Origin of the sequence: Caulobacter flavus, from assembly GCF_003722335.1 — a bacterium.
Lineage (GTDB): Bacteria > Pseudomonadota > Alphaproteobacteria > Caulobacterales > Caulobacteraceae > Caulobacter > Caulobacter flavus.
Genome location: NZ_CP026100.1, coordinates 4,175,676 through 4,199,275, shown reverse-complemented (window position 1 = coordinate 4,199,275; position 23,600 = coordinate 4,175,676). Strand labels below are relative to the sequence as shown.

The 23,600-nt window shown below is 69.4% G+C and carries 19 protein-coding genes; 8 read left to right on the top strand and 11 right to left on the bottom strand.

What is annotated here, in order from left to right:
• Positions 1-59 precede the first annotated feature (59 nt).
• The 6 genes from C1707_RS19040 to C1707_RS19015 all read right to left on the bottom strand — a co-directional run bounded on the left by C1707_RS19040 (position 60) and on the right by C1707_RS19015 (position 7,446).
• Positions 60-788: a GntR family transcriptional regulator gene (locus C1707_RS19040; protein ID WP_101715493.1), complete on the bottom strand. Its 729-nt coding sequence runs from the start codon at positions 786-788 to the stop codon at positions 60-62.
• Positions 789-844: 56 nt separating this feature from the next.
• Positions 845-2,113 carry a hypothetical protein gene (locus tag C1707_RS19035; protein ID WP_180896965.1) on the bottom strand — a complete coding sequence of 423 codons (1,269 nt, stop codon included), beginning with the start codon at positions 2,111-2,113 and terminating at the stop codon, positions 845-847.
• 160 nt (positions 2,114-2,273) lie between these two features.
• On the bottom strand, positions 2,274-3,764 hold the full coding sequence (locus C1707_RS19030) for an aldehyde dehydrogenase (RefSeq protein WP_101715362.1): 1,491 nt from the start codon (positions 3,762-3,764) through the stop codon (positions 2,274-2,276).
• Entirely contained in the window at positions 3,757-4,668 is a 912-nt protein-coding gene (locus C1707_RS19025; protein ID WP_101715363.1) for a dihydrodipicolinate synthase family protein, read from the bottom strand. Before C1707_RS19025 ends, C1707_RS19030 begins: the two co-directional genes overlap by 8 nt.
• Positions 4,669-4,734: 66 nt before the next feature.
• A complete protein-coding gene (locus C1707_RS19020) occupies positions 4,735-6,075 on the bottom strand; it encodes an MFS transporter (protein WP_101715364.1) in 1,341 nt (446 codons plus the stop codon).
• A 54-nt stretch (positions 6,076-6,129) separates the two neighbouring features.
• Positions 6,130-7,446: an NAD(P)/FAD-dependent oxidoreductase gene (locus C1707_RS19015; RefSeq protein WP_101715365.1), complete on the bottom strand. Its 1,317-nt coding sequence runs from the start codon at positions 7,444-7,446 to the stop codon at positions 6,130-6,132.
• A 127-nt stretch (positions 7,447-7,573) separates the two neighbouring features.
• On the opposite strand from C1707_RS19015, the gene C1707_RS19010 reads away from it, so the two are divergent.
• Positions 7,574-8,530, top strand: coding sequence for a DMT family transporter (locus C1707_RS19010; RefSeq protein WP_101715366.1), 957 nt, complete (start codon positions 7,574-7,576; stop codon positions 8,528-8,530).
• Between the two features lie 34 nt (positions 8,531-8,564).
• Here C1707_RS19010 and C1707_RS19005 read toward each other — a convergent pair whose 3' ends face one another.
• Together C1707_RS19005 and C1707_RS19000 are read right to left on the bottom strand one after the other, a co-directional pair.
• The gene (locus tag C1707_RS19005) at positions 8,565-8,792 is read right to left on the bottom strand and encodes a hypothetical protein (RefSeq protein WP_164467406.1); all 228 of its coding nucleotides are present in this window, start codon (positions 8,790-8,792) and stop codon (positions 8,565-8,567) included.
• A 233-nt stretch (positions 8,793-9,025) separates the two neighbouring features.
• Positions 9,026-9,862, bottom strand: a complete 837-nt coding sequence (locus tag C1707_RS19000) for a LysR substrate-binding domain-containing protein (RefSeq protein WP_205686789.1) — start codon at positions 9,860-9,862, stop codon at positions 9,026-9,028.
• Positions 9,863-10,048: 186 nt separating this feature from the next.
• Here C1707_RS19000 and C1707_RS18995 point away from each other — a divergent pair, with 186 nt between their 5' ends.
• From C1707_RS18995 to C1707_RS18975, 5 genes are all read left to right on the top strand, one after another.
• Entirely contained in the window at positions 10,049-12,484 is a 2,436-nt protein-coding gene (locus tag C1707_RS18995) for a TonB-dependent receptor domain-containing protein (RefSeq protein WP_101715368.1), read from the top strand.
• A gap of 78 nt (positions 12,485-12,562) precedes the next feature.
• The gene (locus C1707_RS18990; protein WP_101715369.1) at positions 12,563-13,699 is read left to right on the top strand and encodes a TIGR03364 family FAD-dependent oxidoreductase; all 1,137 of its coding nucleotides are present in this window, start codon (positions 12,563-12,565) and stop codon (positions 13,697-13,699) included.
• On the top strand, positions 13,696-14,508 hold the full coding sequence (gene phnX, locus C1707_RS18985; protein ID WP_101715370.1) for a phosphonoacetaldehyde hydrolase: 813 nt from the start codon (positions 13,696-13,698) through the stop codon (positions 14,506-14,508). The genes C1707_RS18990 and phnX overlap by 4 nt, the downstream gene beginning before the upstream one ends.
• On the top strand, positions 14,505-15,851 hold the full coding sequence (locus C1707_RS18980) for a DUF5690 family protein (protein ID WP_101715371.1): 1,347 nt from the start codon (positions 14,505-14,507) through the stop codon (positions 15,849-15,851). Before phnX ends, C1707_RS18980 begins: the two co-directional genes overlap by 4 nt.
• 186 nt (positions 15,852-16,037) lie before the next feature.
• Positions 16,038-16,904: an FkbM family methyltransferase gene (locus C1707_RS18975; RefSeq protein WP_240633742.1), complete on the top strand. Its 867-nt coding sequence runs from the start codon at positions 16,038-16,040 to the stop codon at positions 16,902-16,904.
• 11 nt (positions 16,905-16,915) lie between these two features.
• Here C1707_RS18975 and C1707_RS18970 read toward each other — a convergent pair whose 3' ends face one another.
• Positions 16,916-17,578, bottom strand: coding sequence for an ABC transporter ATP-binding protein (locus tag C1707_RS18970; RefSeq protein WP_101715372.1), 663 nt, complete (start codon positions 17,576-17,578; stop codon positions 16,916-16,918).
• A 172-nt stretch (positions 17,579-17,750) separates the two neighbouring features.
• Here C1707_RS18970 and C1707_RS18965 point away from each other — a divergent pair, with 172 nt between their 5' ends.
• Positions 17,751-19,022 carry a glycosyltransferase family 4 protein gene (locus C1707_RS18965; RefSeq protein WP_240633741.1) on the top strand — a complete coding sequence of 424 codons (1,272 nt, stop codon included), beginning with the start codon at positions 17,751-17,753 and terminating at the stop codon, positions 19,020-19,022.
• Positions 19,019-20,140: a polysaccharide biosynthesis/export family protein gene (locus tag C1707_RS18960; RefSeq protein WP_101715374.1), complete on the top strand. Its 1,122-nt coding sequence runs from the start codon at positions 19,019-19,021 to the stop codon at positions 20,138-20,140. Before C1707_RS18965 ends, C1707_RS18960 begins: the two co-directional genes overlap by 4 nt.
• Here C1707_RS18960 and C1707_RS18955 read toward each other — a convergent pair.
• Both C1707_RS18955 and C1707_RS18950 read right to left on the bottom strand, forming a co-directional pair.
• A complete protein-coding gene (locus C1707_RS18955; protein WP_164467405.1) occupies positions 20,137-21,132 on the bottom strand; it encodes a class I SAM-dependent methyltransferase in 996 nt (331 codons plus the stop codon). The two genes, C1707_RS18960 and C1707_RS18955, sit on opposite strands and share 4 nt — an antisense overlap.
• A gap of 8 nt (positions 21,133-21,140) precedes the next feature.
• The gene (locus tag C1707_RS18950; protein WP_164467404.1) at positions 21,141-23,546 is read right to left on the bottom strand and encodes a glycosyltransferase family 4 protein; all 2,406 of its coding nucleotides are present in this window, start codon (positions 23,544-23,546) and stop codon (positions 21,141-21,143) included.
• Between the last annotated feature and the right edge of the window lie 54 nt (positions 23,547-23,600).

Sequence of the window (23,600 nt, the reverse complement as noted above, 5' to 3'; positions counted from 1 at the left end):
ATCGCCGAGGGCTGAGCCGGACAGCACGCCAGCCCGTGGCGGTGTCCGATCTGGGCGCTTCAGCCCAGCGGGATGTCCAGGCCCTGGGGGGCGACGAAGTCGGCCATGCGCTTGCGCGACAGGTCCCAGTGCGCGCGCACGAGGTCGCTTGCCCCGACGGCGTCGCGGCGCTCGATCGCCTCGATGATCTGGTCGTGCTGGATCACCGCCGTCTCCAGGCCTTCGGCCGCCTCGGCCGAAACCGGCGCGCGGTAGAAGGTCATGCCCAGGCGTCCGTGGTCGATCAGCAGCCGGCGAAGGCTGGGCATCAGGTAGGGGTTGCCGCTGGCCAGGCCGATCTCGTGGTGGAACTGGTCGTTGTAGAAGACCCGGTCGACCGTGTTGTTCTCGGCGATCGCGGCGCGGAAGCGCAGTTGCGTGGCCTTCAGCCGCTCGATGTCGGCCCGGGTCGCATTCTCGGCGGCAAGATGGGTTGTGGCGACGTAGATCAGCGGCGCGGCCAGGAAGAAGTTGCGCAAGGTCTCGTAGCCCATCGCCGCCACGCGGGCGGGGCGGTTGGGCTCCAGTTCGATATAGCCCTCGGCCGCCAGCTGCCGCATCAGCTCGCGGACCGGCGGGCGCGACAGCCCGAACTCCTCGCTCAGCGACACCTCGTCCAGCACCGCGCCCGGCGCCAGTTCCATGCTGACGATCCGCCGGCGCAGGCTGTCGTTGAGCAGGGCCTTGCGATCGCCGGGCGCCTCGTCCGCCGTCGGGTTGAGGATGGTCGTCTTGGGTGTCTTGGCCATGTCCATTCTCTGCACCAGGCGAGGCGGTCCTGTCCTCCGCGATCTTCGGGCGCCGATCAGAAGTAGTAGCCGAAGATCACCAGCACCGAGGTCTTCCAGCGATCGTCGCCGCCCCGGGCGGCGCCCGAGGCGAACTGTCCCGCGCCGACATACGGATCGTTGCGGCCCAGCAGCACCTCGGACCAGACTCTGATCCGTCCCTCGGCCTTGTCGGTCCAGAAGGCGCCGGCGACGAGGCGCTGGGTGTCCTTGAAGCCGGCCGCGTCCTTCGTGAGCCGGGCATAGTTGGCGTAGAGGCTGGTCTTGAAGGGCAGGGCGGGAAGGCTCAGGTCGCGACCGACCTCGGCGAAGAAGAGATTGCTCTTGGCCGCGATCGAGTAGGCGGAGTCGTAGTCGCCGACGCTGACCACGTCCCGGTCGCCCGTGTCGCGCAGATCGAAGCTCTGGCGCGCGGCCAGGACCTTGGCGTGATAGGGGCCACGGGTCGCCCGGACGCTGAGGGCGTAGGCCCGGCGCGAGCCGTCCTGGCGGGTGTCGAGATTGCGGACCGTCGACAGCCACGCCGACGCCGAGAAGGCCAGATCCGCGCCAGCGGGGGTGGAGAGGTGGTACTGGGCGCGTCCGACGGCCATGTCCCGCTCTTCGTTGCGCGACGAGGAGGCGGCTGTCGGCCCGGCCGCGGTGACATTGACCGAATAGCGGGCGCTGTCGTCGCTGATCCCGAAGGCGTCGGGCGCCGTGGTCGGGAAGTAGCCGGCCTGGACGGTGTAGTCGCCGCCGACGTGCTCGTAGGTGACGCCGACGTTGTAGACCTCCTCCAGGCCGATGGCGAAGCCCATGCTGTTGAGGAAGGCCGAGCCCCACCACTGGTCGTCGAACGGGACCGGTTGCAGGCCGACGGCGACCTTGTCGCGCGCGCCCAGCTTGCGTCCGCCATAGGCGTAGACCGGGAAGCTGACCTCGCCGGGATAGTTCTCGTAGCCGTAGGCCTGCCGGTACATGAAGTTGCCGCCATAGAACCGGTACTGGCCCGAGGCGAACCAGGTCGAAGAGTCGTAGTCGGCCTTCAGGATCACGGTGTCGAACGACAGGTGGCTGGAGCGCTTGGGACGGCCCGAGGCGTCGGCGTCGTCAAGGCGCAGATCGTAGCGACCCCGGACGGCGCCGCCGAACGTCCAGCGTCCGGTCTCGTCGGCCCTGGCCGGTTCGGGCGTGGTCGCCGGCGCGGCCTGTTCGACGTCGGCGGAAGCGACCCCGGTGTCGACCGCCGGAGCCGATCCTTGAGCCAGCGTCGCCGCGGCCAAGGCGTGAAGTAGCAAGCCCATGGGATCCTCCTCCCTGAGATGTCTTTGGTTCGGGGCAGGCGAGGGGGCGACGACGCTTGGGGGGAAAGCGTCGTCGCCGTTCGCGTCCTGCGCGGGCGCGAACCACGCGTCCGCCGTGTGGGGGCCAGGCGGTTGACGTGGGGCGGCAGCTGGATGTGGCCTAGGCGGCGTCGATCCAGATGGTCTTGATCTCGGTGTACTGGTCGTGGGCCCAGGCGGACTTGTCGCGCCCGCCGAAGCCCGACTGCTTGAAGCCGCCGAAGGGCGTGGTGATGTCGCCCTCGCCATAGCAGTTTACGGTGACCACGCCGGCTCGGATTTCCCTCGCCAGGCGTAGGGCGTGACGGACGTCGTCGGTATAGACCGAGGCGGCCAGGCCGTAGACGCTGTCGTTGGCCAGGGCGATGGCCTCCTCGATCGTCTCGAAGGTGGTCACCGCCAGGACGGGGCCGAACACTTCCTCCTGGAAGAGCCGGCTTTCGGGACCGACCTCGTCAAGGATAGTGGGCTCGACGAAGGCTCCGTCCCTGAAGCCGCCGCCTGTCAGGACGGCGAGGCCCTCGGCCCTGGCCTGGTCGAGATAGCCCGTCACCTTGTCGAAGTGGATCTTGCTGATCAGGCAGCCCAGGCGGTTTTCCGGATCCAGCGGATCACCCATCCGCCAGTCGCGCAGCTGGACGGCGATCCTCTCGAGCAGCGCATCCTTGACCTTGGCGTGGACGATCAGGCGCGAGGAGGCCGAACAGTTCTCGCCCATGTTCCAGAACGCGCCGTTGACCACGTGGGCGGCCACGGCGTCGAGGTCGGCGACGTCCTGGAGGACCACGGCCGGGTTCTTGCCGCCACACTCGAGCACAACCTGCTTGAGGTTGGACTCGGCGGCATAGGCCAGGAAGCGTCGGCCGGTCGCCGTCGAGCCGGTGAAGCTGACCATGGCCACGTCCATGTGCCGGCCGATCGGCTCGCCGACCGCCGCGCCGCCGCCGGGCACGACGTTGAACACGCCGGCCGGGACGCCGGCTTCGTGGGCCAGCTGCGCCACCCGCAGCGCCGTCAGGGTGGTTTCCTGGGCCGGCTTGACGACGACCGGACAGCCGGCGGCCAGGGCCGGGCCGATCTTCCAGGCCAGCATCAGCAGCGGGAAGTTCCAGGGCAGGACGAGACCGACCACGCCGACCGGTTCGCGCACGACCAGGGCCACTGCGCCAGGGCCGGCGGGCGCGACGCTGTCATAGACCTTGTCGATCAATTCGGCGTGCCAGCGGATGGTGTGGATCGCCTCGGGTACGTCGACCAGCTGGCACTCGCGCACCGGCTTGCCGCTGTCGAGGCTTTCCATGACCGCAAGCTCGTGGGCGTTGGCTTCCAGGCGATCGGCGAAGGCCAGAAGGATCTTCTTGCGCTCGCCGGGCGCGAGGCGGCTCCACCGGCCGTCCTCGAACGCCGTCTTGGCGGCGGCGACCGCCAGGTCGACCTCCGCCGCGGTGCAGGCGCTGATCCGGGCCAGAAGCCGGCCGCTGGCGGGATCAACGGTTTCGAAGGTCGCGCCCGAGGCGGCCGGACGCCAGGCGCCGTCGATGAAGGCCTGATGGGGGAGGAACAGAGCCTCCGCCAGGGCCGCGTATTCAGCGCGGGTGAGGAGCTCAGCCATGGGCCGCGCCGGCCTGGATGGCCGCGACCTCGGCGCGCAGCGCCTCGATGATCCCGCCAAGCGTTTCCTTCTCGGCCGCGTCGAGGGGCTTGAGCGGCGCGCGCACGCCGCCGGTCCGCAGGCCGATCAGTTCGCAACCGGCCTTGATCGAGGCGACGAACTTGCCGCCGTCCAGGAACTCCATCAGCGGCAGCATGGCCGACATGATCGCCCGGCCCTTGGTGAAGTCCTTCTCGACCACGCAGGCCTCATAGAGGGCGACGTGCTCGGCCGGTACGAAGTTGGCGCCAGCGCAGACCCAGCTGGGCGCGCCCCAGGCGAAGAACTCGAGCGCCTGGTCGTCCCAGCCGCACGACAGGCTGATGTGCGGATAGTGGCGCGCCAGCCGGTGGATGCGGGTGACGTCGCCCGAGCTTTCCTTGATCGCGACGATGTTCCTGGCGCCGGCGATGGCGTCGAAGAAGACGTCGTCCATCGGCACGCCCATCCGGCCTGGATAGTTGTAGAGCATGATCGGCAGATCCGTGGCCGCGTCGATGGCCAGGACGTGGTCGGCGATCTCCTGGGAGGTCGGCACGGCGTAGGGCGGGGTGGTGACCAGGATGGCGTCGGCCCCCGTGGCCTTGGCGGCCTTGGCGTAGGCGACGGCGTCCTCGGTGCGGATCGCGCCCGTGCCGACGATCAGCGGCAGCCGGCTGGCGATCACCTGCCTGGCGTGGTCGGCCAGGGCGAGGCGCTCCTCGGTGGTGTGGGCGTAGTATTCGCCGGTCGAGCCGCCGATGATGATCCCGTGGATCTTGCTGGCGATCAGGTGCTCGAGCACCGCGTCGAAAGCCGGGTAGTCGATCTCGCCTTGCGCCGTCAGCGGGGTGATCGCCGGCGCGTAGATGCCTTGGAAGTTCATGGTCGTGTTTCCTTGCGTGCGGGCGGGGGAGCGCCCGTCAATGAGAAGAGGAGGAGGCGATGCGGTTCAGGCCGGCTGCTTGGTCAGGGACGCGGCGTCGGCCAGATTGAGCGAGCGGGTCTCGGGGGCCAGCAGCACCGCGGCCAGCAAGCCGACCAGGGTGACGGCCGCGGCGGCGTACATGGTGGGGCCGATGCCCAGGTGGGCCAACGAGATCGGCACGAGATAGGTGCCGGCCGCCGCCCCGACCCGCGACAGCGAGGTGCCGATGCCCACGCCGACCGCGCGGATCTCGGTGGGGAAGAGCTCGTTGGGATAGACCAGCTGCAGCACCTGGGCGCCGCCGATGAAGAGGGCGTAGGCGCCGAACAGCACCAGGATCAGCACTGGCGCGCCGTGGGCGAAGACGCCCAGCAGCAGCAGGGCCAGGCCCGACCACAGGAAGCTGTGGATCAGCATCGGGCGGCGGCCAATGCGGTTGATCAGGCCGGTGGCCAGGACGCACCCGACCACGAACAGCAGCGTGATCGCCACCGAGCCGACGGCGGCCCAGGTCTCGGGAATGCTCAGCGCGGCCAGCACCTTGGGCGCGAAGGCGTAGACGGCGAAGACCGGGATCACCGAACAGGTCCAGAAGAGCACGACGAAGGCCAGGCGCGTCCCGTACCCCGAAGCCAGCAGCGTCCAGAACGAGGCGTTCTTGATCTCCGGCTGTTCGGGCAGGTCGGCGGTCGAGTACTGCGCGCCGAAGACCTTGGCGATGACCGCGTCGGCCTGCGCCTTGCGACCCTTGCTGAGCAGCCAGCGCGGGGATTCAGGCGTGCCCAGGCGGATCAGGAGCAGGATGAGCCCGACGACGGCCGAGCTGGCCAGGCCCAGGCGCCAGGCCTCGGGACCGGCATAGGTCAGGAGCAGGGTGCCGACGATGTAGGCGCAGGCGGCCCCGGCGAACCACAGGATGGTCATGGCCGCCAGGCGCGGACCGCGCGAGGACTTGGGCAGGAACTCGACCAGCAGGGCGGTGGCCACCGGATATTCGATGCCGACCGCCACGCCCATCAGCAGGCGGCAGGCGAACAGCAGCTCCGGCGAATTGGTCCAGAACTGGATCACCGAGAAGGCGATGAAGATGACGGGGCCGACGAAGAACACCCGCCTGCGGCCGAAGCGGTCGGTCAGCCAGCCGCCGACGAAGCCGCCGCAGAAGATGCCGATCAGGGCAGAGGCCGCGATCAGCCCCTGCCAGAGATCAGAAAAGCCGAGGGCCAGCGAGGCCTTCACCAGCACGACGCCGATGATGCTCAGAACATAGCCGTCGACGAAGGAGCCGCCGCCCGACCGGATGGTCAGCAGTTTGTGAAAGGAATTTAGAGGCAGGTCCTCAAGAGTCCGACGCGCGGTTTCCATGGGTGTTTCCTCGATTTGATCTTTTTGTCTTGATTGCTCTGGTGTCCAGCGGCCTCAGGCCTCGCGGCCGGCCTGGAACTGCGCCCAGGCCAGGGTCGCGTTCACGCCGAGGTCCAGGAACGGCCGGGGCGGGTTGCGGTTGGGGCCGGGGGAGGCCAGCAGGAAGTCGATGACCTCGCCGCGGTCTCCGGCCAGCCAGTCGGCCAGGAGAAGCCCCGTGGCGGTGCCCCGGGTGATGCCAAGGCCGTTGCAGCCGACGGCGGCGAAGACGTTCGGCGACAGTTGGCCGAAGAAGGACTCGTGGTTGGCCGACATGGCCAGCGCGCCGCCCCAGCTGTATTCGAACGGTACGTCGGGCAGCATCGGAAAGCGGCGTTCGAACGAGCGGCGATGGCGGCGCCTGGCGTGCTTCACGTGCCGTGCATGGGCCTGGCCGTGGGCGTCGAAGGCGAAGCTGTTGCGCACCAGGATCCGCTGGTCGGCGGTGCGTCGCAGCGTGGTGCCGGACGGATCGGCGGGGATCAGGCCCCAGAAGTCCTTGCCGCCCAGCCGCGCCTGCTCTTCCGGCGTCAGGGGACGCGTCAGGCTGCCATAGGTGAAGATCGGCAGCATGGTCCCGCGCAGGAAGCCGAAGTGCTGGGCGAAGGCGTTGTTGGCCAGGATCAGGCGGTCGGCGACGATGCGGCCGCCCGGATGCGTCAGGACGATCTTGTCGCCGTACTCGACGTGGGTGATGGGGGTCTTTTCGTAGAGCGCGACATTGGCCGGCAGGGTGTCGGCCAGGCCCTTGACCAGGGCCGCGGGCTGGACGAGCGCGGTGCCGGGCGTGAACAGCGCCTTGCGGTAGTAGGCCGTGCCGATGTGGGCGGGGAGATCCGCGCCTTCGATCATCTCGTAGGGCTGGCCCAGCTTGTCGAGGCCGCGGCGGTAGGCGTCCAGCACCGCGACGCCCCGATCCTCGATCGCCGCCTGGTACTTGCCCGAGGCGCGCATCTGACAGTCGATCCCGTGGGCGGCGACCAGATCCTTCAGCGACTGCTGGCCGACGAGGTTCAGCTTCAGGACGGTTCGGGCGACATCGATGTCGCCGATGTAGTCGTCGGCGCCGATGTCGTGCGGCAGGTCGATGGCGAAGCCGGCGTTGCGTCCGGCCGGGCCGAAACCGACCTCCTGGGCCTCGATCAACGCCACGTCCTCATCGGGAAACCGTTCGGCCAGGCGCCGCGCCGCCGACAGGCCCGTCAAGCCCGCGCCGATGACCGCCCATCGGGTGTGAATCTCTCCGGCGGCGGCCGGCTTGGGGGCGCGGGGCGCGCTGGTCAGAAACCAGCCGGGCTTGGCGTCGTCAGCGGGAAGCGAAGTGACTTTCATGGCCGCGAGGGCCCCTCCCAGGGCGTTCTGTCGTTATGTATACAAATTGTAGACACAAGATATGCACATGGTAGTCATGTCGTCCATACTGATTTTTCGTTGGGCTCGAGCGGCCGGGAGGACGGCAATGTCGGATGGAAGGCGCACGGCGCTGGGCGTGGCGTGCGGCGCGGCGGCCGGAGCCCTGTGGGGACTGGTGTTCGTCGCGCCGGAGATCGTTCGGCCGTTCGGGCCGCTGCAGTTGTCGGCCGGTCGCTATCTGACCTACGGCCTGTTCGCCCTGATCCTGCTGGCGCCGCGCTGGCGGCAGGTGACGGCGCTGCTCGGCCGTCGCGAGTGGCTCGCGCTCGGCTGGCTCAGCCTGTTGGGCAACTCGCTCTACTACGTGCTGCTGGCGAGCGGGGTGCAGTTGGGCGGGGTGGCGATGCCGTCGCTCGTCATCGGGTTCCTACCGGTCGCCGTGACGATCATCGGCAGCCGCGACAAGGGCGCGGTCCCTCTGCGCAAGCTGGCGCCGTCGCTCGTGCTCAGCGCCGCGGGCGTCGTCTGCATTGGCTGGGAGGCCTTGGGCCAGGTGCGAGGCGCGGACTTCTCGCGACAGGCCTTGGGCCTGCTCTGCGCCTTCGGGGCGTTGGCCTCCTGGACGACCTTCGCCGTCAGCAACAGTCGTTGGATGGCGCGTCTGCCGCAGATCTCGGCCCATGATTGGAGCCTGCTGATCGGCGTCGTCACCGGCCTGCAGGCCCTGCTTCTCGTGCCGCCGGCCCTGATGATGGACAAGACCGCCCATGCGGCGGGCGACTGGCTGTTCCTGCTCGCCGTCTCCAGCGGCATCGCGGTCTTCTCGTCCATCATCGGCAACGGCCTCTGGAACCGCATGTCCAGGCTTCTGCCGTTGACCATGGTCGGCCAGATGATCCTGTTCGAGACGCTGTTCGCCTTGCTCTACGGCTTCCTCTGGGACCGTCGCCTGCCGACGCAGTTCGAAGGCCTGGCGATCATCCTCGTGCTGGCCTCGGTCACCACCTGCCTGGCGGCGCACCGCACGAAGCCGGCGGCCGCCGCCGTGCTCGCTCAGGAATAGCGGCGGAACGGCCGAGCCATGGGCCCGAGCGTGGCTAGGCGTTTCCGGGAGGCGGCCAGGCGGCGGCCGCCACGCCCGCGCCCGACAGCAGGTAGGTCGACGCCGGCACGCCCCGGGTTCGCACGGCTCTCACCAGGCCTTTGGCCAGCAGGCGCTCGGCGTCCTCGAAGCTACGCGTCTCCGGAGTGAGGCTGACGCTTCCGTTGTCGCGGATATCCCGCAGGAGGCTCTCTTCTTCGGAATTCAAGACCATACGCGGCATCGTGCTTCTCCGCCTTGTCCCGTAGGATAGTCCAGCCCTCCAAGGGCTTTGGGTCAAGCGCGCGGGGCGCGAGCCGGCGCGATTGAGCACGAATTCGCCAATCTTGGTCGCTCGAGAGCGGGTCGACGCCTGTATCGAGGACGCTTCTCGCGGACTGTCTTCGAGAGGCCGCGGCTGTCGCTAGACCCGTTCGGCGGCCGCCAGCTCGCTCGCGATCGTCCTCAGGGCCCGGATCAGCGCGCTTCGCCGCGGTCCTGCTGGCATACGAGATAGCCGTGCAGGGGCCGCTCGCGGACCTGGCCGGACAGGCGGCGGTAGACGATGCGCGGATCGGGCGGGCACTCCGACGAGAAGAAGACGCTGACGCCCAGGCCCAGCGCCACGGCCTCGCGGATGGTCTCGCGGCTCTGCAGCTCCAGCGTCTCGCGCACTTCGATCCCGGCCGAGTCCAACGCCTGCTCGGTGAAGGCGCGGGTCTTGGATGTGGCCTCGCGGATCAGCAGCGTCTCTTCGCCCAGCCTTTCTATCGGCGTCGTCTCCAGCGCGGTGAGCGGATGGTCCGCGGGCAGCGCGACGCTCAGATGGTCGGAGTAGAGCGGATCATAGGTGAACTGACTGTCGACGGGCGGGTCGCTGGTGATCGCCGCGTCGATCTCGGCCTCGGCCAGCCAGCGCATGGTCTCGCGCGCGTTGCCCATCCGCACCTGGACGCGCGCGGCCGGATTGCAGGCGCGGAAGCGGGCGACCATGCGCGCCACCTGCGGCGGGCAGTCGCCGCCGATCCGCAACGACCCGCCGTTCAGGCTGACGACCTCGCCCAGCATGTCGTCGACATCGGCGGCGGCGGCGAACAGGCGCTCGGTCAGGGCGAACAGGCCGTTTCCGGCGCTGGTGAGCTTCAGCGGCGAGCGGCGGCTTTCGAACAGGCTGACGCCGTGACGCTCTTCCAGCGCCTTGAGCTGCTGGGAGAGGGTAGGCTGGGCGACGTTGAGGCGTCGGGCCGCGCGGGTGACGCTGCCTTCGAGCGCGATCGCGTGGAAGGCGCGCAGGTGCTGGTAGTTGGCGGCCATGCGCACGCCATAGGCGCGGGGCGTGACGGCGACGTGACAATCGTGGGCCTGTCACGAAGCTGGCCCATAGGTCCTGCCTATGGCCCCCATCCAACCAAACGCTTGGCCTGCTCGTCCCCCGGCGCCCCATGAAGCGGCCGCCGGGACGGCAGGACGTCCCCGCTCACCGGAGACCAGGGGACACCGATGAAGATCCAGTTCAGGGCGCTGCTGAGCTGCGGCGCGGCCACGATCGCGCTGGCCGCGGGGCAGGCTTGGGCGGCCGAAGCGCCTGCCGCAGACGCCGTAGACACGGTCGAGACTGTGGTGGTCACCGCCGCGCCGGTGGCGCGCGGCAACACCGTGGTCAACGCCGACGCAATCGCCGCCCAGCCGGCGGCCATGAACATCATCAACGCCATCCAGGACGTGCCCGGCGTGGCCATCCGCGGATCGGACGCCTTCAACGCCGACCCGTGGACCTACGGGATCAACATCCGCGGCTTCGACGTCAATCTGCGCTCGTCGAAGATCGGCCAGACCATCGACGACATGCCCGCCTACAACGCTTCGTATTACCTGGGCGGCGCGCCGGCCCAGAAGTACCTGATGAGCGAGAACGTCGAGCGCATCCAGATCGACCAGGGCACGACCAGCGTCGGCTCGGCCTCGGCCTCGGCCCTGGGCGGCACCATCGCCTACGTCACCCGCGATCCGAAGGAAGACGCCGGCGGCCTGATCTCGGTGACGCTCGGCGACAACGAGGCCCGCCGCTACGCCGGCGTCTACGACACCGGCCGCGTGCTGGGCGACACCACCCGCGCCTATGTGGGCGTGGCACGCTTCACCGCCTGTCGCTGGGTCTATGGCTGCAGCGACGGCAGCGGATTCGACGAGTGGCATGCCGAAGCCAAGTCGGTCACCGAGCTCGGCAAGCTGACCATCACCGCCCGCGCGTCATACGACGACGCCGTCGACGATCCGCTGATCGAGGCCTCGCGGTCGTTCCTGGATGGCACGACGGCGGGCGACGCCTCCGTGCCCAACTGGACGACCACGCCGGCCGGCGTGAACGAGAACTGGGCCCACGCCTGGTCGGCGCATCGCAAGAACACCCTGGCCTACGTCAAGTTCGACTACGCGGTCAGCGACGCGATCCAGTTCGAGGTCGCGCCCTACTATCATCACCAGAAGGGGCAGGGCGACTGGGCGCCGCCGTACCAGCAGATCGCCATCGACCCGAACGGCGTGCGCACCGTCGCCGGCGGCACGGCGCCGGGCTCAAGCCGCAAGCGCGCCTACTACGGCTGGACGGACGCTGCGGGACGCCAGCGGGCGGTCATCCAGGGCGTCGACTACACCGACGTCGATGGTACGCGGATCACCTCGTCGCTGTGCTACGGCGCGGGCGGCGCGGTCGCAGCCTCGTGCACGCCGCTGCAGACCTACCGCACCAGCCTCTATGGCCACGACCGCTACGGCTTCACCTCGAAGGGCAAGTTGGCCTTCGGCCAGCACAAGCTCGAGGCGGGGGTATGGTACGAGAAGCTGGATCGCGACTTCGGGCGCGCCTGGCGCCAGATCGTCGACGTTCGCAAAGGCCCCGCCTACTACGAGGCGCCGCAGCTGATCGACTTCATGCAGCGCTTCTCCACCGATCAGTGGAAGGTCTATGTCGAGGACACCTGGACCCTGGGCGACCTGACGCTGACCGGCGGCGTCCAGAAGTACCTGATCGACATCGAGGGCGAGACCGACGGCTGGGACGCCTACGGCAAGCTGACCGCGCCGCTGAAGACGGCCCTCGACGCCGACTCCGACGTGCTGTTCAGCCTGGGGGCGCTGTATCGGGTCAATGACAGCCTGCAGGCCTTCGCGGGCTTCTCGCAGAACTACGGCGCGGTGGGCGACTGGGCGCTCGAGAAGACCCAGACCGACACCAGCAAGCTGAAATCCTCGGTGGCCGACGACTTCGAGGCCGGCCTGCGCTTCCACGGCCCCCGGCTGTCGGCCCAGGTCACGGCCTATTACATCGACTACAAGAACGCGATCACCTTCTATTCGGCCGACTTCATCACCGGCGGGCCGACCGGCTCCAACGGCGGCATCAACTACACGGCCGGCACCTCGGGCGCCTACGCCAACACCGGCAAGGGCGTAGAGAGCAAGGGCGTCGAGGCCAGCCTGGTCTACGAACTGAGCGACGCCTTCACGGCGAGCGCGGCGCTGACCCTGAACGACTCCGTCTACCAGCAAGGGTTCACGGGCGGCACGGCCAACGCCGGCGCGGTCAAGCCGGTGGCCAAGGGCAACGACGTTCCCGGCGCGCCCTCGACCCTGGTGTCGCTGGGCCTCGACTACAGCCGCGACAACTTCCGGGCGGGGATCCGCGGCAAGTACACCGGCAAGACCGCCGGCGACGCGCCCAACACCCCCAGCCTCTACCTGCCGGCCTACACGATCGTCGACCTGTCGGCGGGCTATCGCCTGCCGCTGGAGAACGGGCGCGCGGTCGACCTGCAGCTCAACGTCACCAACCTGCTGGGCGAGAAGTACATCGGCGGCATGCTGGACGAATTCACCCAGCGCTACACGCGCGGCGCGCCGCGCACCGTCTCGGTCGGCCTGAACTTCAGCTTCTAGGCCGGACCTCGGCCGCGCGGGCCGCACCGATCCCCGCAGCCCGCGCGGCCGCCCTTTCTCGAATTTGGAACGATTAACTTGGAACAGCAATTCGATCTGGCCGTCGTCGGCGCGGGGGTCGTGGGCCTGGCCCACGCCCTGGCGGCGGCCCGGCTCGGCAAGCGCGTGGTGGTGGTCGACCGCGACGCCCAGGCCAACGGCGCCTCGGTGCGCAACTTCGGCTTCGTGACGGTCACGGGCCAGGCGCGCGGCGAGGTCTGGCGGCGGGCGCGACGCTCCGCCCAGGTCTGGAACGAGGTCGCCGGACCGGCCGGGATCGAGGTGCTGCAGCGCGGCCTGACCATGGTCGCCCGCCGGCCCGAGGCCAAGGCGGTGCTCGAAGCCTTCCTCGACACCGAGATGGCCGAAGGATGCGCCTGGCGCAGGGCTGGCGACCTCGCCGATCGCCTGCCAGGCGGCGGCGATGTGCTGGGCGCCCTGACCAGCGACGTCGACCTGCGAGTGGAGTCCCGCACCGCCATCCCCCGTCTCGCCGCATGGCTGGAAGCCTTTCATGACGTGACCTTCCTGCGGGGGGGCGCCGTGCGCGGCGTCGAGACCGGGCGGCTGGAGACCACCGCTGGGATCGTGGCGGCCGATAGCATCGTGGTCTGTCCCGGCGACGACCTCGTCACGCTGTTTCCCGAACACTTCGCTCGCGCCGAAGTTACCCGCTGCAAGCTGCAGATGCTGCGCCTGGCCGATCCGGGGTGGCGGCTGCCCGCGCCGGTGATGTCGGACCTGGGCCTCGTTCGCTACCTCGGCTACGCCGACCTGCCGCAGGCGGAGGCGCTGCGCGCGCGACTTCAGGCCGAACAGGCCGAGCATCTGGCGCACGGCGTCCACCTGATCGTGGTGCAGAGCGCCGATGGCTCGCTGGTCGTCGGCGACAGCCACCACTACGCCGCGACGCCCGATCCGTTCGCCCGAGACGACGTCGACGCCCTGATCCTCGACGAGTTCGCCCGGGTGTTCGGCCAGGCGCCGCCGCCGGTGCTCGAGCGCTGGACCGGCACCTACGCTTCCGCCCGGGGGCACAGCCTTGTGGAGGCCCCGATGCCGCGCGTGCGCCTGGTGACCGTGACCAGCGGCACCGGCGCCTCAACCGCCTTCGGCCTGGCCGAGGAGGTGATCGCCGGCCTTTACGACCTGCCCCAGCAAGGAGCCGCCGCATGAGCTCGTCTTCCATCCAGGCCGTCGTCTTCGACTGGGCCGGCACCATGATCGACTTCGGCTGTCGCGCGCCTGTCGTGGCCCTGCGCGATGTGTTCAGCCAGGCGGGGATCGAGATCTCCGAGACCGAGGCGCGGGCGGACATGGGCAAGGCCAAGCGGGATCACGTACGGGCGCTGCTGGCCATGCCGCGCATCGCCGGCCTGTGGCGCGAGCGTCACGGCGCGGCGTCGACCGAGGCCGACGTCGACCGCCTGCACGACGCGGTGGAGCCCCGCATGAGAGAGGCCGCCCGCGCCTGCGCCGCGCTGATCCCCGGCGCCGTCGAGGTCGCGGCCGGCCTGAAGGCGCGAGGGATCCGGATCGGGTCGACCACCGGCTACACCCGTCCGATGATGGCCGACATCCTGCCGCTGGCGGCGGGGCAGGGCTATGCGCCCGACGTCGTGGTCTGCGCCGGCGAGACGGCGGCGGGGCGCCCGTCGCCGCTGATGATGTGGAAGGCCCTGGTCGAGCTGGGCGCCTGGCCGGCGCGGGCATGCGTCAAGGTCGACGACGCCGTGGTCGGGATGGGAGAGGGGCTGGAGGTCGGCGCCTGGACCGTCGGCCTCGCGGCTTCGGGCAACGGCGTGGGCCTGAGCGCCGAGGACCTCGCCGCGCTGCCGGCCGCCGAGCGCGCCGCTCGCGTCGAAGACTCTGCCGCGGCGCTGCGCGAGGCCGGCGCTCACTACGTGATCGAAAGCGTCGCCGACCTGCCGGCGGTGCTGGCCAGGATCGAGGCCCGCATCGCGGCCGGCGAGGCGCCCCGGTGAGCGGCGCGGCGCAAGGCCCGCTCGGACGCTGGCTGTCGCGGGCCCCGGCCTGGGCGTTCGCTGCCTATGGCGGTCTGGCCGCCTTCGCCGCCTATTTCTCGATGTACGCCTATCGCAAGCCCTTCGCGGCCGCCGACTGGAGCGACGTCGCCGGCTGGCCCTTCGCCATGGACTTCAAGATCGTCCTGGTGATCGCCCAGGTCGCCGGCTACGCCCTGTCGAAGGTGCTTGGGGTCAAGGTGGTGTCGGAGACGCCGCCCGGCCGGAGGGCCCTGGCGATCCTGCTGCTGGTCGGCGGATCCGAGCTCGCCCTGGTGCTGCTGGGGGGCCTGCCGCCGGCCCTGGCGCCGCTGGCCCTGTTCGCCAACGGGCTGGGCCTGGGCATGATCTGGGGGCTGGTGTTCGGCTTCGTCGAGGGACGCCGCCTGTCGGAGGTGCTGGGCGCGATGCTCTGCGCCAGCTTCATCCTGGCCTCGGGCGTCGTGAAGTCGGTGGGAAAGGCGCTGCTGCTGGCGGGCGTCGAGGATCGATGGATGCCGGCCCTGACCGGCCTGCTGTTCGCGCCGCTGCTGATCGTCGCCGTCGCGGGCCTGGCGCAGATGCCGCCGCCCACGGCCGAGGACGAGGCCATGCGCGTGCGCCGCGCCCCCATGTCGGCCAAGGATCGCGCCGCGCTGCTGGTCGCCCAGGGACCGGTCCTGGCCATGCTGGTGGCGGTCTACGTCCTGCTGACGGCCATGCGCGATTTCCGCGACAACTTCTCGGCCGAGATCTGGGCCGAGCTGGGCTTCAAGGACGCCGCGGCGATGTTCAGCCTGTCGGAACTGCCCGTGGCCGTCATCGTCCTGGTCGGCATGGCGATGCTGATGCGCATCCGCGACAACCGGCGGGCCTTCGGCTTCAACCTGCTCTTCATATCGGCCGGGCTGGCGCTGCTTGGCGCGTCCACGGCGGCGCACCAGGCAGGCCTTCTGGGGCCCGTCGGCTGGATGACCGCCAGCGGCGCGGGGCTCTACATGGCCTACACGCCTTTCAACGGCATGCTGTTCGACCGGATGATCGCCGCGACCGGCACGGTCGGCACCGCCGGCTTCCTGATCTACGTCGCCGACGCCAGCGGCTACATCGGGAGCGTGGGCCTGCTGCTGATCAAGTCATTCGCCGAGCTTCAGCTGAACTGGACCGCCTTCCTCACGATGGGGGCTTATGGGACCTGCTGCGCCGGATTGGTCGGGATCGTGGCGGCGGGGCTCCTGTTTGGCCAAGCCAGGCGACCCGCGGCTCCTGATCGTGTCGCCCCTCAGGAAGGCGCCCACGTCGGAGCGTCGACTTTCGGCGGGTGAACCCGTGTCGGCAGGCCAGCTTCGACGCCACGAAAAGTTCACGTGAACGCCTGTCGCGATCGGCGGCTCTCGCCGGTCTAACCTTTGCGCCGCGGCCGTCTTGCTCGCCGGCGCGCCGGGGGACGTCATGGGCGTGGGTATCAGGAGGTCGCGCGGAGTTTCGGCGCGAGGCTGCGGGGTTTCGCCGTGCGGCTGACTTTCGATCCTGTCAGGCCCGCGCCCGCGCCTCGCCTTTTCGAACTGGACCGGCTGAGCACGCGCCCGCGAGGCGAGAACGAAGCCGAGATCCGTTCGCGCTGCGCCTCGGCCTTCCTGGGGCGGGGCGTTTCGGTGTGCCGCGTGCTGGGGCGCTACAAGCTGTTCGTCGACGGGGTGGACTACGGGCTCGGCCCACACCTGCTGCTCGACGGCTACTGGGAGATGTGGACGACCGAGACCATCGCCCGGCTGGTCAAGCCAGGCATGACCGTCGCCGATGTCGGCGCCAATCTCGGCTATTTCACCCTGCTGATGGCCGACCTCGTCGGAGCCGAAGGACGGGTGCACGCCTTCGAACCCAACCCGCCGATCGCCGCCCTGCTGACCCGTAGCGTCGAGCTTAACGGCTTGGGCGAGCGCGTCACCGTTCATCGCAACGCTCTCGGCGCCGTGGATGGGGCGGTGGCCACGCTGGTCACGCCGCATGGCGAGCCGAAGAACGCCCATATCGTCGAAGGGGCCGCGACGGGGCCTGGCCGCATCACCGTCGCCGTGCGGCGGCTCGATCGCATGGGGCTGGGCGAGATCGACTTCGTGAAGATCGACGCCGACACCGCCGAGCAGGCCATCTGGCGCGGCATGGACGGGCTGCTGGCCGGCGACCGGCCGCTGACGGTGATCCTCGAATTCGCCCCGGCGCGCTACGAGGATCCGGCGGGGTTCCTCGCGCTGATCCTCAGCCAGGGCTTCTCGATGTCGCTGATCGACCTCGAAGCCGGCGCGCGCCCGGTCTCGCTGGAGCAGGTGCTGGCCGGCCCGCCGGCCATGGACCGGATGCTGCTGCTGTGCCGCTGAACGAAGCGGGTTCAGGCCGCCTCGGCCTGCAGGCGCTGATGCGCCTCGATCGCGTCCTCGATGCGGTCGTGAAAGGACAGCTTGCCGTCCTTCAGGACCGCGCCGCGCGTGCAGTAGGTCATCAGGGTTTCGGGATGGTGCGAGACCATGATCATCGCGCCGGTCCGGCGCCGTTCGATCAGGGCGTCGCGGCAGCGCTCGCGGAAGCGCTCGTCGCCGGCCCCGGTGACTTCGTCGATCAGGTAGCAGTCGAAATCGACGGCCAGCGAGATGCCGAAAGCCAGCCGCGCCTGCATGCCGGCCGAGTAGGTCTTGACCGGCTGGCGCAGGTAGGGACCCAGCTGGGCGAAGTCTTCGACGAAAGCCAGCAGCGGCTCGACTGGCTGGCGATAGATGCGGGCGATGAAGCGGGCGTTGTCCGCGCCGGTCAGGCTGCTCTGGAAGCAGCTGGTGTAGCCGATCGGCCAGGATACCGACATGTCGCGGCGGATGCTGCCGGAGGAGGGGTGCTCCACGCCGGCGATCAGGCGCAGCAGGGTGGATTTCCCCGCTCCGTTCGCGCCGCAAATGCCGAGCGCGTCGCCGGGCGTGATCACCAGATCGACGTCGTCGAGCACGGTCTTCGACAGGTTGCGACCCTTGTAGTTCTTGCTGACGCGATCGAATTTGATCATGGGGCAGCTTCCAGCGATTTATTTGTCTCAGTATTTCATATTTTCAAGTGTATAGAAGTACAAATTTGTGAATTTATTCTAGAATACTTTGCGGTCATTTCTGGTGATTGTCGCGGTGTGAGTTTGCGACATGCCGCGTAAGCACGTCGGAGTAGACGGGTTCAACTTGGCCATGACGCACGGCACCGGGGTGGCCACCTATGGCCGCGTGCTCGTGAAGGCGTTGCGCGGACTCGATTACGCGGTCGACGGGGTCTATGGCCTCGGCGTCGCCCGCCGCCATCCGCCGGCCGTGCGCGAGGCGTTGTTCTTCGCCCAGTTCGACGAAGCCCGCGAGCGACGGACCCTGCTGAGAAGGATGCGCTCGGCCTTGGCCCCGCCGATGAGGCGGCGTCTGCTGGAGGTTCCCCTGTCGGGGCTGGTCAAGCGCGAGGCGCTGGGCGGACGCTTGCCGGCCTTCGATCGTGTGTTCGCCTTGGGCGGCCTGTTCGACCTGGCCGCGGGGGGCTTTCGGCGGCATGGCCGCTTCCTCCGCCTGACCCTGCCGAACCCTCCGGCGATCATGCACTGGACCTATCCGCTGCCCGTGCGGATCGAGGGCGCGCTGAACCTCTACACCTTGCATGACCTGGTGCCGATGCGCCTGCCGTTCACGACCCTCGACGACCGGCCCTACTACGACCGGCTGATCAGGGCCTGCCTGAAGCAGGGCGACCATGTGGTGACCGTGTCGGAGACGTCGCGCCGGGACATTCTCGACATCTACGGAGCCAATCCGGCCAGGGTCACCAACGGCTATCAGGCCGTGGACCTTCCGGAGGGAGCCGATGGCGATGCCGGGACGCTGGGCGAACGCTTGCGGACCCTATTTGGGCTGGAGGTCGGCGAGTACTTCCTGTTCGTCGGCGCGATCGAGCCCAAGAAGAACCTGGGGCGGCTGATCGAGGCCTATCTGTCGGCGGGCGTGGACCGTCCCCTGATCGTCGCGGGTCCCCGCGCCTGGAAGGCCGAGGGGGAACTGCGCCTGCTCGAGGGGGCGGCCGCCGCGCCTGGCGCGGAGCGTGTGCGCAGGCTGGGCTGGCTGCCCGCCGACCACCTGCGCATCCTCGTCGCCGGCGCCCGGGCCGTTCTTTCGCCCTCGCTGTACGAAGGCTTTGGTCTGCCGATGGTCGAGGCCATGGCCATGGGAACGCCGGTGATGACCTCGGCCGAAGGCGCTTCGCCCGAGATCGCCGGCGACGCGGCCGTGATCGTCGATCCCTACGACGTCCGCGACATCGTCGCCGGACTGCGGCGCCTCGACGCCGATGCAGGCTTGCGCCGTGACCTGTCGGCCGCCGGGCGGACCCGGGCCCAGGCTTTTTCCATGAGCGCCTACCGCGAGCGGCTGGCGCGACTGCACGAGCGGCTGCTGGCGCGCCCGTCGACCGGAGATCCCGTATGAGCTTTCTTCCAGCGCCGTTCCGCGCCCTCGTCGTCGTGATGGCGGCGGGCGGGCCGTTCCTCTCCGGCTGCGCGGCCTTGCCTTCGAGCGGCCCGACGGCCGCGGCGATCGAGGCGGCGACACGCCAGACGCCGGATTTCCGGCTGGTGGCCCTGGATGGCGAAGTCCTGTCCCGGCTGCGGCAGGCCGAGACTCCCGGCGCCGGCTTCGCCGAGCTCCCGGCGGGCGGCGACGTCGAGCGGATCGCGCCCGGCGACGTGCTGGAAATCTCGGTCTTCGAGGTCGGGGCGTCGCTGTTCTCGGGCCGCATGGTCGGCATGGGCGCCTTCGGCGAGGACGCCTCGAGGGCGGCGGGCGCCAGCCTGCCTCCGATCGTGGTCGATCGTTCGGGCGTCGTGACCTTGCCCTATGTCGGGCGGACGCAGGCGGCGGGCCTGACCCCGGCCGAACTGGCGGCGCGGGTCGAGGCGGGGCTGTCGCGCAAATCCCAGGCGCCCCAGGTGAGCGTCCGCGTGCGCGAGAGCGTGGCCGGCTCGGTGATGGTGGCCGGCGACGTCAAGAAGCCGGGCCGTTATCCCCTGAGCATGGCCGGCGAGCGCCTTCTGGACGTCGTGGCCCTCGCCGGCGGGCCGGTCGCCCCCAGGCGAGACAGCCAGGTGCGCCTGGTCCGTGGCGACGCCGCCGCCGCCGCGCTGCTTTCGGACGTCGTCATGAGTTCGTCCACGGACGTGCGCCTGGCGCCCGGCGATCGGGTGGAGGTGATCGCCCGACCCCGCACCTTCACGGTCTTCGGCGCGGCCGGAAAGATCGCCGAGATCTCGTTCGACAGCGACCGCGTCACCCTGGCCCAGGCCCTGGCGCGGGCGGGCGGCCCGAGCGACCAACAGGCCGATCCTCGCGCGGTGTTCGTCTTCCGCCAGGGCGTGGACGGTACGCCCACGGCCTATCAGGTCGATCTGATGAAGCCGCAGGGCTACTTCCTGGCCCAGGCCTTCGACATGCGCAGCGGCGACGTTCTCTACGTGGCCAACGCCAGGTCGAACGACAAGGCCAAGTTCATCCAGATCCTCAACCTGTTCTTCTCGCCGGTCTACACGGCCAAGGTGCTGGCCCGTTAGGGCCGGCCGGCCTTGCGGGCCAGATAGGTGTAGGAGAGGCCGATGGATCCGACGCGATCGTCGGGCGTGACCTCTATGGGCGTCAAGCCGTGGCGCGCCATGAGTGCGAACACCGCTGGCTGGGGAAGGGCGTGCATCTCCATGATTTCCTGTTGCCCCACGCCGGCCAGGTAGGTCTCGGTGTCGAAGCGGTAGTCGAACAGCCGGCAGGGGACCTGGAAGTAGGCCAGCCCGCCGGCGTTCAGGCGACCCAGTGCCACGTCCAGCAGCCAATGCATGATCGGCGGAGGATTGTGCTGCAGCACCAGCACCGAGAAGAACAGGTCATAGCGGTCGTCGCCGGCCAGGAACTCGGGCAGGCGTCGCAGCCCGAAGTTGTCGACGCCACGTTCCGCCAGCCGCGACCGCGCCAGCGCCAGGTGTTCGGCGCTGATGTCGACGCCCTCGTATCGACCAAAGCGCCGGGCGAAGGCCTCGCCCATGCGGGCCACGCCGCAGCCGAGTTCTAGCACCGCGCCCGCCTGGGGCGGCGCGACGTGGTTTCGCGCGCAAACCTCCAGCAGCCACCCGACCTCTTCCTCGCCGGTGGCGTAGAACTCCTCGACTTCGGCGTCGCCCAGGTGTTCGGCCTCGTAGCGGGGATTTGTCAGTACGGAGAAGAAGGCGTTCTCCCGTCCATATCGCGACCAGACTTGCTCGACGTGGTCGGTAAGGGCCTGTCGCTGGGGTTCGGTCAGGTCGAGATCGACGCCTCGGCCCTCCTGCGCGCCGGCGATCAGTCCAGCCGCCTGGCTGACCTGGAACTGGCGGGCTTCGGCCGAGCCGCGGAAACGCGAGATCAGGGTCCAGGTCGACGGTTCGTCGGCCAGGTGCCCGGTCGCGGCGTCGATGCTTTCCGGCTCGCGGCCGAGAAACAATCGATAGCAGGCCTGCACGTCATAGAGCGAGGCGGGGCGATCGGTCGACGGAAACGCGGACTGGGCGCTCGACATGGGCGTACTCACTGGGCAAGCGATGCGTATGCAGCCGGCTCGCGACCGTGCAGGATGTCGGGAAGGTTCCCGAGCGCGACGGCCTCGATGAACGCCAAGCGCGCGGCCGCGTCGTCGGCTTCGCAGACGAAGAACCCGTTGACCCCGAACGAAACGACACGTTGGTCCGAGCCGTCGGTGCAACCGCGCAGATCCTCGCTGGCCTCGCCCCTCAGGGTCAGGACCAGGAGGCCGTCCTCGACCGCCTCGGCCGGTACGTCCAGGGCGAGCCATTTTTCCTCGGCCGGTCGCAGCTCCCCTTGCGCGGTCTGGTCGGCGAAACCGACTGTGTAGGGGCATGTGGTGGCCGGCAAGCCGCGAATATGCAGGTGCAGCCTAAGCCGGCGCTGTACCGGAACCGACAGGCGCAGGGCGCTGCCGCCGGGCTTCGTCCAGCAGCCCCAGTCGTCGGGTCCCCACCAGTTGGCGCTGTCCCGATAGACCTCGCCGGAGCGCATGGCGGGCCAGATCCGGGTGCTGCGATTGCGGCCGAAGGCGTGATAGGCGCCAAGGCCCACCTCGGGGGCGGCGATCGGTCGCCAGGTCGACGGAGGCAGGTCGGCCCAGGCCTCGACGTCTCCGGCCATTTGCTCGGCGAGCTCCGACCAGGCGCGCGGCCGGAATTCGGCGGCGATCCAGCGCTCGCGCTCGGCTCGCGCCGCGGAGTCGAACATCAGGGTCTCCAGACCTGCGATCAGCTCCGGCGTGGAGTTCGGATCGAAATAGGCGGCGAACGGCCCCCCCGCCTCGGGGAGGGACGAACTGTTGGCGACCAGCGCCGTCTTGCCGTGGCACAGGGATTCCGTCACCGGCAGGCCCCAGCCTTCGTAGAAGCTGGGATAGAGGCTGAAGAGGCAGCGCTCGTAGAACTGGGCCAGTTCCTGGTCCGAGACGAACATGAACCGATGGACGTGGCTGGCCAGGGCCTCGTGGGCCGTGAGTTGCTCGTGGATCGCGTCGTTCAGCCAGCCGGGATGGCCGATGCAGACCAGCTTGGGCGTGCGCCGGGGGCCGTGCTTCTTCAGCAGCGCCAGCCAGGCCTCGAACACCCGGAGGTGGTTCTTGCGCGGCTCGATGGTCGACACGAACAGTACGAACGGCGAGCCGTCCAGACCGAAACGCCGCAGCAGATCGGTCTTGGCCGCGACGCGCCCGGGCTTGCGGATGTCCGCGTCGAGCCGGACCACGGAAACCAGGTCGGGCTCGACCTCGCGCCCCAGGAACGCGCCGACGCGCAGCAGGTCGCGCTTGGTCGACTCCGAGTTCACGAAGAAGAAGTCGGCATGCTCGAAGACGCCGATCGCCCACGAGATGAAGTCCTGGATGAGCGCCTTGGGGCAGAACTCGCCGTGGAGCACCGGGATCATGTCGTGCACGAACGGCACGTAGCGGACCTGGTGCTTCTGCTTGATGCAGCGGATCTGCAGGAAATAGTTCTGCAGCCACCAGGAGGTGCCCAGGTTGATGAGGAACGCCCCGCGCGGAAACGCCATGGGCGGCGCGATGCTCAGCGTCATCAAGGCCCCGTTCAGGGCCACGGTCCATTCGGCGCTTTCGCCTTCGTTGCCGTCGAGGCTAAGCGCGCAGAGGCGGGTGAAGATGCGTTCGGGGATCTCGACCCATTCGTCGCGGGCTTCGATAAAGCAGCAGATCCTGGCCGACACGCCGGCCGCCAGGGCGTTTGTGATGATCTCGATCTGCACGCGCTGGATGCCGGTCGGCGAACGCACGTTGCGGAAATAGGTGAACAGGTCCGAGACGTCGAACACGAGGCACGGCGAGACCGCGCCATCTTCGGTCATGGTCTGGACGCCGGTGTCCAGGGTCGCGATCAGGTCGGCCGCCGACTGGGCCTGGGCCAGGGCGTCCGGGTCGTGGCCGGGGGCGCGCTTCAGCGCGGTGACGAGGGCGGCGACGGCCTCGCGGGCCTGCGCGGCGACGTCGAGCGCAGGCGGCCCGGCCTGGGACGATCCGCTCAGCCAGGCCTCGAAGACGCCGGGAGGGGCGGGCGCGTGGCCGGTCACCATGTGGCGGAGTTCGGCGGTGGCGTCGCCGTCGGCGCTCAGGGCGGCCGAGGTGAGATAGGCGCGGGCGGCGCCGGCGACGTCGCCCTGGGTCTTGGCCAGGTGCCCCAGGTGCAGGCCAGGATCCGGGTCGTCGGGCGTCAGCCGGGCCGCGGTTTCGTAGGCCTCGCGGGCCGCCTCGGGGTCGCCGCCCTCCTTCAACACGTGCCCCAGCTGAATCCAGATGTGGGTCAGGTCGGGGGCCTGGTCGAGCGCGGCCCGGTAGGCTTCCGCGGCGGTCGGCCAGTCGGCGCCGTCGCGCGCGGCGTTGGCCGTCTTCAGCAGCCGGTGAACCGCCGGAGTGACCGACACGCCGGAGGACTTCCGGATTTTCAGGGCGAGAGGCATGAACGGGCGTTTCCGTCG

Coding starts and splice junctions, on each gene's coding strand:
- C1707_RS19040 (WP_101715493.1), bottom strand. CDS start 788: ATGGCCAAGACACCCAAGACGACCATCCTCAACCCGACGGCGGACGAG.
- C1707_RS19035 (WP_180896965.1), bottom strand. CDS start 2,113: ATGGGCTTGCTACTTCACGCCTTGGCCGCGGCGACGCTGGCTCAAGGA.
- C1707_RS19030 (WP_101715362.1), bottom strand. CDS start 3,764: ATGGCTGAGCTCCTCACCCGCGCTGAATACGCGGCCCTGGCGGAGGCT.
- C1707_RS19025 (WP_101715363.1), bottom strand. CDS start 4,668: ATGAACTTCCAAGGCATCTACGCGCCGGCGATCACCCCGCTGACGGCG.
- C1707_RS19020 (WP_101715364.1), bottom strand. CDS start 6,075: ATGGAAACCGCGCGTCGGACTCTTGAGGACCTGCCTCTAAATTCCTTT.
- C1707_RS19015 (WP_101715365.1), bottom strand. CDS start 7,446: ATGAAAGTCACTTCGCTTCCCGCTGACGACGCCAAGCCCGGCTGGTTT.
- C1707_RS19010 (WP_101715366.1), top strand. CDS start 7,574: ATGTCGGATGGAAGGCGCACGGCGCTGGGCGTGGCGTGCGGCGCGGCG.
- C1707_RS19005 (WP_164467406.1), bottom strand. CDS start 8,792: ATGCCGCGTATGGTCTTGAATTCCGAAGAAGAGAGCCTCCTGCGGGAT.
- C1707_RS19000 (WP_205686789.1), bottom strand. CDS start 9,862: ATGGCCGCCAACTACCAGCACCTGCGCGCCTTCCACGCGATCGCGCTC.
- C1707_RS18995 (WP_101715368.1), top strand. CDS start 10,049: ATGAAGATCCAGTTCAGGGCGCTGCTGAGCTGCGGCGCGGCCACGATC.
- phnX (WP_101715370.1), top strand. CDS start 13,696: ATGAGCTCGTCTTCCATCCAGGCCGTCGTCTTCGACTGGGCCGGCACC.
- C1707_RS18970 (WP_101715372.1), bottom strand. CDS start 17,578: ATGATCAAATTCGATCGCGTCAGCAAGAACTACAAGGGTCGCAACCTG.
- C1707_RS18965 (WP_240633741.1), top strand. CDS start 17,751: ATGACGCACGGCACCGGGGTGGCCACCTATGGCCGCGTGCTCGTGAAG.
- C1707_RS18960 (WP_101715374.1), top strand. CDS start 19,019: ATGAGCTTTCTTCCAGCGCCGTTCCGCGCCCTCGTCGTCGTGATGGCG.
- C1707_RS18955 (WP_164467405.1), bottom strand. CDS start 21,132: ATGTCGAGCGCCCAGTCCGCGTTTCCGTCGACCGATCGCCCCGCCTCG.